Annotated in this window: 12 protein-coding genes; 7 read left to right on the top strand and 5 right to left on the bottom strand. The window is 69.2% G+C overall.

Annotated elements, in window-relative coordinates; translation table 11 throughout:
- Positions 1–51: 51 nt before the first annotated feature.
- Positions 52–2,034: a pentapeptide repeat-containing protein gene (locus ABZ880_RS16325; protein ID WP_361262381.1), complete on the bottom strand. Its 1,983-nt coding sequence runs from the start codon at positions 2,032–2,034 to the stop codon at positions 52–54.
- Between the two features lie 175 nt (positions 2,035–2,209).
- On the bottom strand, positions 2,210–4,264 hold the full coding sequence (locus ABZ880_RS16320; protein WP_361262727.1) for a TerD family protein: 2,055 nt from the start codon (positions 4,262–4,264) through the stop codon (positions 2,210–2,212).
- Between the two features lie 246 nt (positions 4,265–4,510).
- Between ABZ880_RS16320 and ABZ880_RS16315 the strand changes: the two genes are divergently transcribed.
- Both ABZ880_RS16315 and ABZ880_RS16310 read left to right on the top strand, forming a co-directional pair.
- Entirely contained in the window at positions 4,511–5,284 is a 774-nt protein-coding gene (locus ABZ880_RS16315) for an IclR family transcriptional regulator (protein ID WP_361262378.1), read from the top strand.
- The gene (locus ABZ880_RS16310) at positions 5,281–6,126 is read left to right on the top strand and encodes an SMP-30/gluconolactonase/LRE family protein (RefSeq protein ID WP_361262375.1); all 846 of its coding nucleotides are present in this window, start codon (positions 5,281–5,283) and stop codon (positions 6,124–6,126) included. Before ABZ880_RS16315 ends, ABZ880_RS16310 begins: the two co-directional genes overlap by 4 nt.
- Here ABZ880_RS16310 and ABZ880_RS16305 read toward each other — a convergent pair.
- The gene (locus ABZ880_RS16305; protein WP_361262724.1) at positions 6,020–7,339 is read right to left on the bottom strand and encodes a DUF6545 domain-containing protein; all 1,320 of its coding nucleotides are present in this window, start codon (positions 7,337–7,339) and stop codon (positions 6,020–6,022) included. The two genes, ABZ880_RS16310 and ABZ880_RS16305, sit on opposite strands and share 107 nt — an antisense overlap.
- Before the next feature lie 20 nt (positions 7,340–7,359).
- The gene (locus tag ABZ880_RS16300) at positions 7,360–7,956 is read right to left on the bottom strand and encodes a toxin-antitoxin system, toxin component family protein (RefSeq protein WP_361262372.1); all 597 of its coding nucleotides are present in this window, start codon (positions 7,954–7,956) and stop codon (positions 7,360–7,362) included.
- Between the two features lie 218 nt (positions 7,957–8,174).
- Here ABZ880_RS16300 and ABZ880_RS16295 point away from each other — a divergent pair, with 218 nt between their 5' ends.
- The 5 genes from ABZ880_RS16295 to ABZ880_RS16275 all read left to right on the top strand — a co-directional run bounded on the left by ABZ880_RS16295 (position 8,175) and on the right by ABZ880_RS16275 (position 13,924).
- A complete protein-coding gene (locus ABZ880_RS16295; protein ID WP_361262370.1) occupies positions 8,175–9,524 on the top strand; it encodes an extracellular solute-binding protein in 1,350 nt (449 codons plus the stop codon).
- The gene (locus ABZ880_RS16290; RefSeq protein ID WP_361262367.1) at positions 9,521–10,459 is read left to right on the top strand and encodes a sugar ABC transporter permease; all 939 of its coding nucleotides are present in this window, start codon (positions 9,521–9,523) and stop codon (positions 10,457–10,459) included. The genes ABZ880_RS16295 and ABZ880_RS16290 overlap by 4 nt, the downstream gene beginning before the upstream one ends.
- Positions 10,456–11,328: a carbohydrate ABC transporter permease gene (locus tag ABZ880_RS16285; protein WP_361262364.1), complete on the top strand. Its 873-nt coding sequence runs from the start codon at positions 10,456–10,458 to the stop codon at positions 11,326–11,328. Before ABZ880_RS16290 ends, ABZ880_RS16285 begins: the two co-directional genes overlap by 4 nt.
- A gap of 21 nt (positions 11,329–11,349) precedes the next feature.
- Positions 11,350–12,318 carry an arabinan endo-1,5-alpha-L-arabinosidase gene (locus tag ABZ880_RS16280; protein WP_361262361.1) on the top strand — a complete coding sequence of 323 codons (969 nt, stop codon included), beginning with the start codon at positions 11,350–11,352 and terminating at the stop codon, positions 12,316–12,318.
- A gap of 91 nt (positions 12,319–12,409) precedes the next feature.
- Positions 12,410–13,924, top strand: coding sequence for an alpha-N-arabinofuranosidase (locus ABZ880_RS16275; RefSeq protein ID WP_361262358.1), 1,515 nt, complete (start codon positions 12,410–12,412; stop codon positions 13,922–13,924).
- A 6-nt stretch (positions 13,925–13,930) separates the two neighbouring features.
- Here the strand turns inward: ABZ880_RS16275 and ABZ880_RS16270 are convergent, their stop codons facing one another.
- The gene (locus tag ABZ880_RS16270; RefSeq protein ID WP_361262355.1) at positions 13,931–14,917 is read right to left on the bottom strand and encodes a hypothetical protein; all 987 of its coding nucleotides are present in this window, start codon (positions 14,915–14,917) and stop codon (positions 13,931–13,933) included.
- Between the last annotated feature and the right edge of the window lie 65 nt (positions 14,918–14,982).

Here is a 14,982-nt window from a genome sequence, read left to right as displayed (position 1 = left end):
CGCATCCTGAGATCAGAATGAGGCATCCACTGGTCGGCAGGAATAGGGCGGTTATCGTTTGACCCGTCCACGGACGGCAAGCACGGCGAGACCGAGCAGGATCGGTTCGGTCAATCGGGACGCCATCTCGATGTATGTACCTGCCGTGGTCAGATTCTGGCCTGAAGTGCGAAAGATGACAGAGTTCATCACCACTCGGAGGCTTTGGTCTAATCGTTCGCCGGAGGACACAACCGGCTTTGCATGGCCGTGTCCTGCGGGAATTCCCCAGAGTGTCATCGCGAGGACCGTGGCTGTCATGGCGAGCAGGAGCCAGACGAGAGCGCGGGTCGCCCGCAGCCCGTAACCGGACAAAGCCCAGTACGCCGCGAGCAGACTGCGTTCGGCCCTGGGCGCCTCCGGTGCATGACGGCGCATTTCCATCTCGCCGTAGTAGAAGTCCGCGGCGCCGGGCTCGTTCTTGCTGTCCTCGAAGGATTTCCGCAGGGCCCGGTACACGGGTGCCAGTGCCGCGGGCCGAGCGTCCGCCTCGCCGGACTCGTCTCGTCTCCATTCCCGGGCGGCCGACGGCTGACTCGCGCGCCAGTAGTGCTCCTCGATCAGAGTGCGGCGCGCTGTGAAGCGCACGGGACGCCAGCGTTGCCAGTGGACTTGGGCCGGAACCTCGGCGAAGGAGCAGGTGCCTTCCAGCTTCAGTTGGTCCAAGTGCACGATCCCGGTGAAGGGGCAGCACGACAGATCAACATCGGCCAGAACCAGGTGTGCTGCGTCCACGCCATGCAGCGACACGATGCGCACGGTGGCGCTGCCGTCCGGGACGGGGTCGACCATCGTCTCGTCCAGGGGGCGCCCGGTGGCGAGAACAAAGGGCTTGGATTCAGCGGAGATACTGAGGGGGTATTCGAAGACCGCCAGTGCGAAGTCCGCGGTGGCATGGCGCAGGCGCACGCTGGTCAGCGAGGACCAACGCGTTCGTCGGCACACCAGGCGACATGCGGCGATGTTGATCGTCACGGGAGCGTTGAAGACGGCATCGGACAGTTGCAACTCCGCTGCGCACGACAGCGGTCCGAGCTGGGCGGTGCGCTCGAAGACCACCGATGTGAAGTTGGCGTCGCCGGCCAGGACCGTGGCGTCGAACCTGGTGTCGTGTGCGAACTTGGCCGAGCCGAACGTGGTCGCCCGTGCGAATGTCGCCGAGGCGAACCTGGCGTCCTTGAGGAAGTGCGCGAAGCTGAACTCGGCGCCATCTTGGAAGACCGCCGACTCGAACCAGGCTGAGCCCTCGAAGGTCGTACGGCTGAAGTCGGCCTCCACCTCGAAGCCAGACGAGTTGAACTCCGCATATTCCTCGAAGGTTGCGGCCTTGAACTTTGCGCCGCCGCAAAATCTGGCCGACTCGAATCTGGCATCTCCTTTGAAGGAGGCCGATTCGAATGTGACGTGGCCGTTGAACTTCGCCCAGGCGAATTCGGCTTCGTTGTTGAAGGTCGCTGAAGCGAATCCGGCGATGCCCTCGAAGCTCGTCGTCGACCCACCGAACCTGGCGGCGCCCTCGAAGACTGCAGATTCGAACCATGCGGATTTCCGAAAAGTCGCTGATCTGAACTCGGCGTCGCCCCAAAAAGTTGCCGAACCGAACCGCGCATCGCCCTGGAACACCGTCTCCTCGAAGCCTGCGGCCGTGTTGAAAGTCGCGGAGACAAAAGCGGCGTGGCCCTCGAAGGTCGCTGAGTTGAAGGCGGCGTCGCCGTCGAAGACTGCTGCATCGAAGTCGGCATAACCCTTGAAGACCGCCCGGCTGAAGGAGGCCGCGGACAGGCGGGGACGTCCGCTTTCCGGGTCGCGCACGGCGTTCAGCAACCGGCTGAGCAAGGAGGCGTCGAGGGTGGTGCCGCGGTGGTCGACGCGGCTCCCCGCGGACAGGGACGAGAGGTAGTCGTCACGGTCCGTGTCGGAGAGGTGAGCAAGACATTCGCTGTGAGGAGCGACTGCACGACCGGTACAGCCCTCCTCCCCGTCCGGCGAGTCCACCCCGTGACCGCAGCGCAGCCAGGAGATGGGTGGAGGTGTGAGCACCATGCCAGGGCAGACGCAGCGCCGTTCCGGGCAGTTGCAGTGGCATGCATACGCCGGACCTGTCCTGGCCATGAGGACCAGGACAGGCTCGCGTAACGGTGCAGGGCTGACGGCAGGGCGGGCTGCAGGATCAGCCCGTTGCGCTGCGCTCCTTCGCGGAAGTCCGCCGGGACGTCTGATCGTCCAGGTGGACAACGACAGTCGTATAGAACCGATTCACGGCATCGTCCACGCTGCGGATGAAGCCCGTTTCGGCGTTGCCGCGGCCGCTGCCCATGCTCTTCAAGAGGGACAGACGGAAACCGGTGATCCGGATGGCGGTGTTCTTGGGCAGCATGTCGGCCGGCTCTGGGCGCAGGCGCTCCAGGGTGCCGCGGGGGCCGCCCGTCTCGCCGTCGACCAGGGTTTCCACGTGAAGATCAGCCGGTGCTGCCTCCAGCCGGCGAATGAGGCGCTTGGCCCAAGTCAGCGGGTAGCCCTGGTCCGGCGCCGGAATCTCGAAGGACGTGCGCAGTTTGCCGGTCCGCAGGTCGGCGGCGACGGCGAGCAGGCCCGGCGTGCCTTCGATGCGCAGCTCCGCCTGGAGTCTGCCGTCGGCGCAGAGCCGGTCGGCCAGTTCGGAACGACGGGCTCCGGGATCCGTTCCGCGCTTGGCCCGCTGGACGGGCAGGACCTTCTGGCCGAGTTCGCCACCGAGGCCGAGGCACACCTGGCGGACGAGCCGCTCCCAGCTCTGCACCACTTCCAGCGCGCGCGGGTCACCCTGACACAGGGTCTCGTCGTCGATGCCGTTGCGTACGGGCACCCAGGCCGAGCCCATGTTCTGGAAGCCGTGGCACCCCGAGTTCTCGTGCTGCAGATAGTGCAGCAGTTCCTGGAGCAGCCAGGCGTGCGCCGCGTTCCCGACGCCCTCGTGGCGGATCAACAGCTGTGCCTGGTGGGCGACTTCGGCCCAGGAGAGATGCCGTAGAGCCACCTTGTGCTTGCGCCGTCCGTCGATCTTGACGTCGACGAGGGGACTGCCCTCCAGGGCGACGTCGTTCGACAGCGTGATGACCGCCTCGTAGCCACGGCGCGCGGCGATGTCCATGTAGGCCTGCACCTGGTCGGACTTGAGGGCGTTGCCGTTGGTCTTGGTCTCCACCAGCGCCGTCCACAGCTTCCCCGCCCGTTCGACGCGGATCACCCCGTCGGGGCGCCGGGGCGTGTCGCCGTGCGGTAGGGAGACCTCGGTGAACGTCTCCATACGGCCTGCCGGTGCCCCGAACGCCGCGGTGAGCCGTCTGCCGAACTCGGGCACCTGCGCCATCACCGACAGCAGTACCGAGGTGGCTCGCATCTCGCGGTCCCGGTCGCTCTTGAGCACGGAGACCGGGAAGAGCCGGGCTTCCCGCCACGACTCGTTCTCCGCCAGCGACTTCTTGGTCACCTTGGGCAGGGTGACCTTCTTCTTGGCCGTACGAGGGCGTGCGGCCGTCTTCTGCGGGGCGGCCGCGGACTCCATGTCGGGCCGCCGGGGAGCGGGGATGGCATCGAGCGCCGCCTGCGGAAGGGGTTCCACGGGCGGGGGTGCTGCGGAGGGGGCGAGGTCGGCCTGCGTGCCGTTCTCGGCACCGCTCAGCGTTTCGGCTTCGGTTGTCTCTGCCGCATCGTCGTCGATGTCGACGCCGAAGTCCGTTGCCAGTCCGGCCAGTCCGTTGTCGTAGCCCTGGCCGACGGCGCGGAACTTCCATTCCTGGCCGCGCCGGTACAGCTCACCGAAGATGATCGCGCTCACCGATCCGGCGTCGTCGATCGCGAAGCGCAGCAGGTGCTCGCCCGCAGCGTCGGCCAGCGTCACCTGCAGGTCGTCGAGTTCCCCGAAGCGGGCGCTCTCGTACCGGCTCGCGGCCACGACGATCCGGTCGACGTCGGCCGCCACCGCGGTGAGATCGAAGCTGATCCGGTCCTCGTTGCCGTCCTCCGTGGGCGTCTTGCCCAGCAGCTGCACGCTTCCGTCAGCGGCCACCGGGTTGTTGTAGAAGTAGAAGTCGGTGTCGCTGCGGACCTTGCCGTTCGCGTCCAGCAGCAGAACGGACACGTCCGCGTCGCCCTCGCCGCTCGGACTGGTCCAGCCGAGACCGACGATGACGGAACCGGCGTTCTCGCTCAGGCTCGTCAGAGACACGTTCGAGCCCTTGACCATTTCGTGCACGGAACCCCCCAATCACATACTCAGGGCGCCGTGGACCCCTCCCGTCCCGGCTGCCCAACGTGCGACATGACGTGACGTGTCGCACTTGGGAGACAGTAATACCCCAGCGGGCACAAGGCGGTCTGCGCAGAACCATTGCCCGGGCAAACAAGCTACGCCTAACCTGTGTTCGTCATGCCGATCGTCTGTTGAAATTTCGAACACAGACGCCTAGGAAAATAAGGGAGGGGGCCGGTCGTGGGACGCCTCGTACCTGCCGTGACCCGGGCTCTCGACATTCTCGAGCTCTTCCTCGACGGGGACGGGACGCTCTCCGCCCCCGACATAGTGCGCAAGCTGCAGCTGCCGCGCACCACCGTGCACGAGCTGGTCACCACGCTCGCCGCCCGGTCGTACATCGTCCAGGTGCCGGGGCAGCCCGGACGCTACCGGCTGGGTGTGCGGCCTTACCAGCTCGGCAGCCGGTACGCCGAGCAGCTGGACCTCGCCGCCGAGGGGCAGCAGGTCGCCCGGTCCGTCGCCGAGACCTGCGACGAGACCGTGCACGTGGCGATCCTCGAGGGCACCGACGTCATCTACATCGCCAAGGTGGACTCGACGCATGCGGTGCGGATGGTGTCCGCCGCCGGGCGCCGGCTGCCCGCGCACTGCACGTCCGTCGGGAAGATGCTGCTGGCCTCCCTTCCGGAGCAGGAACTCACCGCGCGCATCCCGGACGACGCCGAACTCGTCGCGATGACACCCAACAGCATCACCGAGCCGGCCGCCCTGCGCGAGGCCCTCGCACAGATCCGGCAGCGGGGGATCGCGGTCGAGAGCCGGGAGTCCAACCCGGACGTGAGCTGTGTGGCCGCGCCCGTGCGGGACCGTACGGGGCAGGTCGTCGCCGCACTTTCCATCTCCGTCCCCATGATCCGCTGGAGCGACGACCGCCGCGCCGAGCTGGAGCAGCTCGCCGCCAAGGGCGCCGTCGAGCTCTCGGAGCGCCTCGGCCACCGGACCGTCGCATGACGGCGTACGAGGTGGCGGTGCGCGCCGAGGCGACCCTGGGCGAGGGCCCGACGTGGGACGCGGACGCCGGGCGGCTGATCTGGATCGACATTCTGGGTGCACGGGTGTACACGTACGACCCTGTCTCGGGTCGTCGCACGGTGCGGGTGACCGACCAGCACGTGGGCGCGGCGAAGCCGAGGGCCGGCGGCGGTCTGGTCCTCAACCTCCGCGACGGCGTCGGGCTCGTCGACCCGGACGGCGGTTTCCGCTGGCTGCATCGCGAGGTCGTGCCCGGCCGGCGTGCCAACGACGCCGCCGTCGCCCCCGACGGCTCGCTGTGGGCCGGCACCATGCGCTACGACGAGGCCCCCGGCGGCGGCACGCTCTCCCGGATCACGGGGGAGGGGGATGTCGAGACGGTTCTCGACGACGTCGCCGTCAGCAACGGCACCGGGTGGAGTCCCGACGGGCGGCTCATGTACTACGTCGACTCGCCGACACGGCAGGTCGACGTCTTCCACCACGAGGGCGGCCGGGTCGCGGACCGGCGCCGGTTCGCGCAGATCGAGGAGGACGCCGGCTTTCCCGACGGGCTGACGGTCGATGCCGACGGCTGTGTGTGGGTGGCCCTGTGGGACGGCGCTGCGGTACGTCGCTACACGCCCGACGGCGAACTGGACCGCGTGATCGAACTGCCCACGCCCCGGGTGACCGCCTGCGCCTTCGGCGGCTCGGACCTGACCGACCTGTACATCACGACGGCCCGCGTCGGCCTCGCGGCACCCCACCCGGTGGCGGGCTCTCTGCTGGTCGTCCCCGGCGCCGGAAAGGGCCTGCCGCAGCCGGCGTTCGCGGGCTGAGCACGGGTGCGGGCCCCGCCGCGCGGGCCCGCACCGCCAGCAGGTCGTCGGGGCGGCGCAGGGCGCGGGAGACCGCGCCGATCTCGCGGAGCAGGTCCGTGGTGTCGGGGTCGTGCCCGCCCTCGCCGTCCGTCGACCAGCGCCGCGCCTCGACGGCGTCCTGGATCGCCACGGCGGAGGCGAGCGCCCTCGCCCGGTCCGGCTCGAAGCCGAGGGCGAGCGCTCCCTCGTACGCCCTGTGGCGCCCGTCCTCGTCGATGTGCCGGGCCAGCGGCAGCAGCACGTCGCGGATGAACGTCTCCCGGCGGATCAGCCGCAGCTCCGGCGTGGCGCGCAGGACGAAGGAGACGCCGCCGCCGTTCACGGTGCGCATCAGCAGGTACAGCGGTCGCAGCCGGTGGTGGGCGAGCCGCACCCGCCAGCGCTCGTGCAGGTACTGGCCGGCGTGCGGCAGGATGAACCCGACCGCGATCAGAAGGGCGGAGAGGCAGGCCAGCGGGGGTGCCACGGCCGTGCTCAGCCAGTCCAGGTCATGGCCGGTCCAGCGGGCCACCACCGCCGGCAACTTGACGGCGTAGAAGGAGAGTTGGGCCGCGTACCCGACGCCGAGGAACTTCAGGCCCCAGCGCAGCCAGGCGTCGAGCCCGTCGGTGCGCACCCAGTTCCAGATCAGTCCCGAGGTGATCACGGTGGCCACGGCCTGCGCGAGCAGGTAGAGCAGGATCATCTCGCGCATGTACGGGGTGTTGGCGTAGTACGTGTCCAGGTCGCGCAGTCGTTCCACCGGGGCGTCCGCCAGGGCGAACAGCACCCACAGGGCGACGATCACGCCGAGCGAGCCCGCGACGACCCAGCGCACGGCGCGGACGGTCGCCGCCGAGCGGTCGCCCAGGCCGTTGCGCCAGGCGATGATCAGCAGCAGGCAGGAGCCGCAGAACGCGGTCAGCAGCGAGTACACCCAGGGGGCCGAGATGTTCGGCACGCCGGTGATCCGGTTGACCCGGGCGATGGTCGACGGTGCCACGAACACGAACACCGCGCAGGCGACGAGCAGTACGCCGCCGACGGCGCGCAGCAGCGGGTCGCTCCACAGCCGGATGATGGTGGGCAGTTTGATCGCGAGGGCGGCGGTCAGCACGCCGGCCGGGATCCACCAGAACGACGGGTAGAACTCGTTGACGAACCCGGTGGGCGACCAGGCGAGTTGGGTCAGGGCCGCGGTCACCGCTGCGTTCACCGGCGCCCGCGGTAGCCGAGGGACCGCCGCAGCGGGTCGAGCGGGGTCTCGGCGGCCCGCCGCGTCAGCAGGGGCCTGAGCTCCGCGGCGAGCCGGTGCCCGAAGTCGTCCGCCTCCGCCTCGTCGTCCGCACGGGAACCGTCACGGGCCGCCACCGACAGCGCGTCGCTCTTGAGGTCCGTCCATTCACGGCGGCCGGCCAGTGCCGCTCCCGCCAGGTGATGGTGACTGTGCCCGGCGTGCAGATGCCACAACTCGTGTCCCAGGATGACCAGTTGCTGCATCGCCTCGGCCCGTTCCTCGACGATGACCAGGTCGAAGTCCTGGAAGCCCACCCAGAGGCCGGTCACCTCGATCTCGTCCGGGAAGCGCTCGAAGCGCAGTTCGACCGGTCGCCCGCCGCGCCGCGCGCTCATCTCCTCGCACAGTGCCCGGCACAGCTCCCGCGCGTCGGCCGGCGGGCATGGTCTCGCCCGCACCGCGGCGGCCAGGCCGGCGGTGAGCTCCCGCATCCCGGTGGCTCGTCGCGAGCGCCACAGCCGTAGACCGGCAGTGAACCGGGCGGTCCTCTGCCGCGCGCCCGCGAAATCCATCGCTCGGTTCCCCCTCTCGCCGCCGCACAGCAGGCGGTCCGAGACTACGCCGTCGTACCGGTCGTTCAACCCGGAACGACTGCCCCTGGCTGGAAAGTCCTGCCCAAACCATTGACTGGCAAGCGCTTCCTATTTACGGTCCCGTTCGAAGTTACGAGCACATTCCGATATATCGAACAGGACTCTGAGCGCGATTTCTCGAACAGTAAGGGCAGGGCATGGGACGACCTGACCTGAACCGCAGGCAACTTCTGGCGACCGCCGGCGCACTGGCCGTCGCCGGCAGCTTCGGCTTCGCCGCCCTCGGCACCGGCGCCGACGCGCTGGCCTCCGACGCGGACACACGGGTGCGGTACTGGAACCTCTTCAGCGGCGGCGACGGCGCCAACATGATTGCGATGCTGGATGCCTTCCGCAAGGAGCACCCCGGCATCGCGGTGAAGGACTCCACGCTCCAGTGGGGCAACCCCTTCTACACCAAGCTGGCCATGGCCGCCGCCGGCAACCGCGCCCCCGAGCTCTCGGTCATGCACATGGGCCGGGTCGCCGGCTTCTCACCGGGCCGGCTCCTCGACCCGTGGGACGTCGACCTGCTCGCCGAGTACGGCGTGCGGCAGGAGGACTACAACCCCGCGCTGTGGAGCCGCGGTGTCATCGACGGCAAGCTCTACGCCCTGCCGCTCGACATCCACGTCCAGCTCTGCTTCTACCGCAGGGACGTGCTGAAGAAGGCCGGCCTGCTCGGCGCGGACGGCCTGATGATCCCGGTCACCTCCACCGACGAGTGGTTCGACGTCCTGAAGAAGGCGAAAAAGGTCCAGAAGAAGGGCCTGCAGACCATCGGCCTGTGGACCAACGACCAGAACTTCCAGTGGTGGTTCTTCGTCGCCTTCTACACCCAGCTGGGCGGCGAGTGGTTCAACGACGCCCGCACCGAGGTCCTCTTCGACGTCGACAAGGCCACCCGGGTCCTGGAGTTCTTCCGGCAGCACGTCACCGACGGCTACGTCATCCCCGGTGCGCCCACCGGCGAGCAGTTCATCAACGGTGCCCCCTTCACCTGGGAGGGCAACTGGTCCGTGCCGGTCTTCTCCGGCGCCGAGCTGGACTACGGCGCCACCCCGCTGCCGCCCGTCTTCGGCAAGCAGGCCACCCACGCCGAGTCGCACTCCTTCGTGCTGCCCCACCGGTCGGGCCGCGGCGGTGCCACCAACCGGGCCGCGCACGAGCTGGCCGCGTACGTCGTCCGGCATGCCCTGCAGTGGGCGGCCGGCGGACACATCCCCGCGTACCGGCCGACGCTCTCCACGGCGGCGTACCGGAAGCTCACCCCACAGAACGAGTACGTGAGCGCCATGAACCACCAGGCCACCGAGCCGAAGGTGTGGTTCGCGGGCTCCACCGGCGTCCTCGCCCAGGACCTCGGACCGATGGTCGTCTCCTCGACGATGGGCTCCGCGCGGCCGGCCACGGTCGCACAGCGGATGAAGAAAGAGCTCGTCAAGCTGCTCGCCTCGAAGAACCCGATGGACGGCAGGACCGCCGCGCAGGGAGGTGCGGTCGCATGACGACCAGCGCTCAGACCGTCGTCGCGCCGGCGCGCGCACGGACCGCCGCCGCGACCGCGACCGTACGCCGCAAGCAGGGCTTCCAGCACGGGGGCTGGTTCATCGCCCCGTTCCTGGCGCTCTTCGTCCTGTTCGTGATCTGGCCGCTGCTGCGCGGCGTCTACCTCAGTTTCACGGACGCCAACATCTCCGGCGACGGCGCGAGCTTCATCGGCCTCGACAACTACCGCGAGGCCCTGCACGACCAGCTGATGTGGGACGCGCTCGGCCACAGCGCGTACTTCACGCTGCTGGTCGTGCCCTGCATCACGGTCCTCGCCTGTCTGCTCGCGCTGCTCGCGCACAACATCGAGCGCGGCAAATGGCTGTGGCGGCTGTGCTTCTTCGTACCGTTCCTGCTGCCGTCGACCGTCGCGGGCAACCTGTTCCAGTGGCTGTTCACCCAGGGCATCGGCATGTTCAACCACACCCTCGGCATCGACACGCCCTGGCTGACCGACAAGTCGTACGCCATGCTCGCCATCGTCATCGAGACGCTGTGGTGGACGGTCGGCTTCTCGTTCCTGCTCTACCTCGCGGCGCTCCAGGGCATCCCCGACCACCTCTACGAGGCCGCCAAGCTGGACGGGGCCAACGCCTGGCACCGCATGGTCCACATCACGCTGCCGATGCTGCGCAACATCACCGGCCTGGTGATCGCGCTCCAGGTCCTCGCCTCGCTCCAGCTCTTCGACCAGGCCGTCGTGATGATGGACTTCGGCCCGGGACCCGAACTCAGCACCCGCTCCTTCGTCCAGTACACCCTCGAACAGGGCTTCACCAGCTACCGCGTGGGCTACGCCTCCGCGATGTCCATCATCTTCTTCGTGATCATCGCAGTCGTCGCCCTGGCGCGGATGTGGCTGCTGCGCAACCGTGAGGAGGGCGGCCGATGACCACCGCCGAGACGACCGTACGCACCGTACGCACCAAGTCCCGCAAGCCCTGGACGCCCGGCCAGATCGTCCTCACGCTGCTCGGCGTCGCCGTCTCCGCCGTGTTCGTGGCGCCCATCGCGGCGGCCCTGCTCACCTCGCTCAAGTCCGAGGCCGAAGCCGCCGAGATCCCGCCGCACTGGCTGCCGAGGATCTGGACGGGCCAGGCGTGGAAAGCCCTCTACGAGACCGGCAACATCACCAACTGGTTCGTCAACTCGCTGGTCGTCTCGGTGTGTGTGACCACCGTCGTGCTGGTCGTGAGCGCCCTCGCCGGATACGGCTTCGCCCGCACCGAGTTCCGCGGCAAGGGCGTCCTCATGGGCATCGTGATGTCGGGCCTGATGATCTCCCCCGCCGTCCTCGGCGTCCCCCTCTTCACCACCGTCCAGCAGATGGGCATGGTCGACACCTACTGGGGGATGATCCTGCCGCAGTGCGCGCCCGCCGCGATGGTCTACATCCTCTACAAGTTCTTCCAGGGCCTCCCGCGCGAACTCGAGGAGGCGGCCTTCATCGACGGCGCGGGCCGCTGGCGGGTCTTCTTCACCATCGTCGTCCCGCTCTCGCGCCCCTCCCTCGCCGCGGTCGGCATCTTCACCTTCATCGCCTCGTGGAACAACTTCCTGTGGCCCTACATGGTGACCAACAACCCCGACCTGATGACCATGCCGAACGGCATCGCGACCGTCATGAACTCCTACGGCATCCAGTGGGCCCAGCTCATGGCCGGCGGCCTGATGGCAGGTCTCCCGCTGATCATCGTCTTCGTCTTCTTCCAGCGGCAGATCGTGGCGGGTGTCGCGCACACCGGCCTGGCCGGTCAGTAACCACCCCGAGGGGAGCTCGAGTTGAAGAGATTCAGACTCGCCGCGCTGCTCGCCGCCGCGGCCATCGCCCTGCTGCCGGCCACCGCGCAGGCGGACGTGACCTACCCCGACCCACTCCCGCTCACCGGCCAGCAGATCATCCACGACCCCACCGTCATCCACCTCGAGTCCGGCGGCTACGCGGCCTATTCGACCGGCGGCGTGATCGGCGCCCGCCTCTCGAAGGACCTGCACCACTGGGACGACGCGGGCAACGCCTTCGCCCAGCCGCCGAGTTGGTGGTACGAGTACAACGACACCGGGGACCCCTGGGCACCGGACATCTCCTACCGGTCCGGCAGGTACTGGCTGTACTACGCCGTCTCGTCCTGGGGCACGAACCACTCCGCGATCGGCGTCGCGACCTCCCCGTCCGGCCTCCCCGGCACCTGGACCGACCACGGCAAGGCCTTCACCTCCGAGACGACGGACACCTGGAACGCCATCGACCCGGCGGTGATCCGCGCCGACGGCAGGCTGTGGATGGCGTTCGGCTCGTACTGGACGGGCATCCGCATGGTCGAACTCGACCGCACGACCGGCAAGGCGATCCCGGGAGCGACGGTCGCCCACCTGGCGACCCGCCCGGACGCCCCGTACGCGGTCGAGGGCCCTTACGTGCTGAAGCACGGCCGCTACTACTACCTCTTCGCCTCCTACGACCAGTGTTGTGCGGGCGTGAACTCGACGTACAAGATCAGGGTCGGAAGGTCGACGGAGGTGACGGGCCCGTACGTCGACAGCACGGGCAAGCCGCTGCTGGAGGGCGGCGGCGACCTGCTGCTGGCCGGTCACGGCAGGTACATCGGTCCGGGCGGGGAATCGGTCTTCCGGGACCACGGCCGGGACTGGCTGGCCTACCACTACTACGACGCCGAGGACAACGGCACGCCGAAGCTGGGACTGAACCGACTGCGCTGGACACCCAACGGCTGGCCTGCCGTCCTCTAGGGGCGCGGGGCTGTATCAATTTGCGGCTCCGCCGCGTGGGCGCGACCAGCCACGAATCACCTGCAGACAAAACTGAACCTGAAAGGCCAAGATGAGCACCGCCCGCTTCACCCTCGACCCCGCCTTCACCGTCGGCGAGGTCAACCCCCGTCTCTTCGGATCCTTCGTCGAACACCTCGGCCGCTGCGTCTACACCGGCATCTTCGAACCGGACCACCCCACCGCCGACGACAAGGGCCTGCGCCAGGACGTCCTGGACCTCGTCCGCGAACTCGGCGTCACCGCCATCCGCTACCCCGGCGGCAACTTCGTCTCGGGCTACAAGTGGGAGGACTCCGTCGGCCCCGTCGAGGACCGCCCCCGCCGCCTCGACCTCGCCTGGCACTCCACCGAGACCAACCGCTTCGGCCTCTCCGAGTACATCGACTTCCTCCGCAAGGTCGGCCCCCAGGCCGAGCCCATGATGGCCGTCAACCTCGGCACCCGCGGCGTCGCCGAGGCCCTCGAACTCCAGGAGTACGCCAACCACACCGAGGGCACCGCCCTGTCCGACCTCCGCGCTTCCCACGGCGACAAGGACCCCTTCGGCATCAAGCTCTGGTGCCTCGGCAACGAGATGGACGGCCCCTGGCAGACCGGCCACAAGACGGCCGAGGAGTACGGCCGGGTCGCCGCCGAGACGGCCCGCGCGATGCGCCAGATCGACCCGAAGGTCGAACTCGTCGCCTGCGGTTCCTCCAGCCAGTCCATGCCGACCTTCGCCGAGTGGGAGGCGACGGTCCTCAAGGAGACGTACGACCTCGTCGACTACATCTCTCTCCACGCCTACTACTGGCCGGAGAACGGCGACATCGACTCCTTCCTCGCCTCCGCCGTCGACATGGAGTCCTTCATCGAGAACGTCGTCGCGACCGCCGACCACGTGGGCGCCCGGCTGAAGTCCAAGAAGAAGATCAACCTCTCCTTCGACGAGTGGAACGTCTGGTACCTGCCCGAGTGGGAGGAGCACGCCAAGACGTTCGAGCAGGACGACTGGCCCGAGGCCCCCCGCCTGCTGGAGGACAACTACAGCGTCACCGACGCCGTCGTCTTCGGCTCGCTCCTCATCGCCCTGCTGCGGCACGCGGACCGCGTCACCGTCGCCTGTCTCGCCCAGCTCGTCAACGTCATCGCCCCGATCATGACCGAGCCCGGCGGCCCGGCCTGGCGCCAGACCACCTTCTTCCCCTTCGCCCAGGCCGCCGAGCACGGCCGCGGCCAGGTCCTCGACGTCCGGGTGGACTCACCGACGTACGAGACGCAGAAGTACGGCGAGGCCGACCTGCTGCACGCCACCGCGGTGCGCGGCGAGGACGGCACCGTCACCGTCTTCGCCGTCAACCGCAGCCGCACCGAGGCGCTGCCGCTCGAAGTCGCCCTGAACGGCCTGGACCTGACGGCGGTCGTCGAGCACAGCGCCCTCGCCGACGCCGACCCGGACGCGCGCAACACCCTCGACGACCCCGAGCGGGTCGCCCCGCACACCGTCGAGGGCACCGCGCTGCAGGACGGCACGCTCAGCGCCGTACTCGAACCGCTGTCATGGAACGTGATCCGGCTGGCGTAGCCGCGGTCACTGCTCGATGTGCACCTGCGCGGGCGGATACGGCGAGGAGGACGTCGTGCCGACGGACCAGTAGCCGCCCGCGCCGGGCACGGACGCAAGTCCGATGGGCAGCACGGGAGTTGTGGAGGTCGGGCCGCGCTCGCTCACCCAACTCCCGTTCTCCCAGCGGAGGTAGTGGGCGCGGGTCTGGTCCCAGAAGTCCCAGCCGGCGATGCGGTCGGGGCCGCCCCGGCCGTCGTCGACGATGGCGGAGAGCATGCCGGCGGTGAAGGGGGCGGCGACGCTGCTCCAGGCGCTGCCGTCCCAGTGCTTGAGGGTGACGCCCGGGGGTTTGCCGGGCGGGCCGCCCACCCCGTAGTCGTAGCCGGTGAGCCAGATGTCGTCGGCGGTGACCGGCAGCAGGCCCGTGACGGCGGGGCGGATGCCGCCGGGCGCGGTCAGTTCGGTCCACGTCTCGCCGTCCCAGCGGGCGACGAACGCGCTGTCGTAGACCCAGACGTCACCGGAGAGCGTGACGCGGACGCCCGACGGGGTGGCGGTGGTCGCGCTCGGGGGCGGGGCCGTCCACGCCAACTCGCTGCCGTCGCCGTGCAGCAGCACTGAGCCGTCGCTGTTCCGGCCCGAGATCCGTACGCCGCCGTCGGTGCCGACCGCGACACCCGTGAGGGAGGTGCCGGATGTCGCCCGGCCCGGGAAGTCGGCCTCCTGCCAGGTGCTGCCGTCCCAGGCGAGGAGGTGTGCGGTGCCGCCCGCGTCGGCGCCCACGGCCCAGGCCGAGCCGTCGGGGGCGGCGGCGACGGAGCGCAGATAGCCGCCGTAGCCGAGGTGGGAGAGGTCGAGCCGGGTCCATGCCCCGCCGTCCCAGACGAGGGCGAGCGGGACGCCGCGCGTGCTGCCGTTGCGGCCCTCCTCACCGACGGCCCAGGCCAGGTCGGCACGGGCGGCCGCGACATCGATGAGCTGGGCGGCGGGCGTGCACGCCGGGGCCGTCACCGTCTGCCACTCATGGGGTCCCTGGGCGACCGCACGTGGTTCCGCCGCCGCCCTCGCACTTGCCG

The sequence above is a fragment of the Streptomyces sp. NPDC047043 genome, assembly GCF_040644055.1.
Classification (GTDB): Bacteria; Actinomycetota; Actinomycetes; order Streptomycetales; family Streptomycetaceae; genus Streptomyces.
This window is presented reverse-complemented; position numbering and strand designations above follow the sequence as displayed.

Bases quoted from the DNA above. Each gene is read 5' to 3' on its own strand.
- ABZ880_RS16310 (WP_361262375.1), top strand. From the start codon at position 5,281: ATGACGGCGTACGAGGTGGCGGTGCGCGCCGAGGCGACCCTGGGCGAG.
- ABZ880_RS16320 (WP_361262727.1), bottom strand. From the start codon at position 4,264: ATGGTCAAGGGCTCGAACGTGTCTCTGACGAGCCTGAGCGAGAACGCC.
- ABZ880_RS16275 (WP_361262358.1), top strand. From the start codon at position 12,410: ATGAGCACCGCCCGCTTCACCCTCGACCCCGCCTTCACCGTCGGCGAG.
- ABZ880_RS16285 (WP_361262364.1), top strand. From the start codon at position 10,456: ATGACCACCGCCGAGACGACCGTACGCACCGTACGCACCAAGTCCCGC.
- ABZ880_RS16300 (WP_361262372.1), bottom strand. From the start codon at position 7,956: ATGGATTTCGCGGGCGCGCGGCAGAGGACCGCCCGGTTCACTGCCGGT.
- ABZ880_RS16295 (WP_361262370.1), top strand. From the start codon at position 8,175: ATGGGACGACCTGACCTGAACCGCAGGCAACTTCTGGCGACCGCCGGC.
- ABZ880_RS16290 (WP_361262367.1), top strand. From the start codon at position 9,521: ATGACGACCAGCGCTCAGACCGTCGTCGCGCCGGCGCGCGCACGGACC.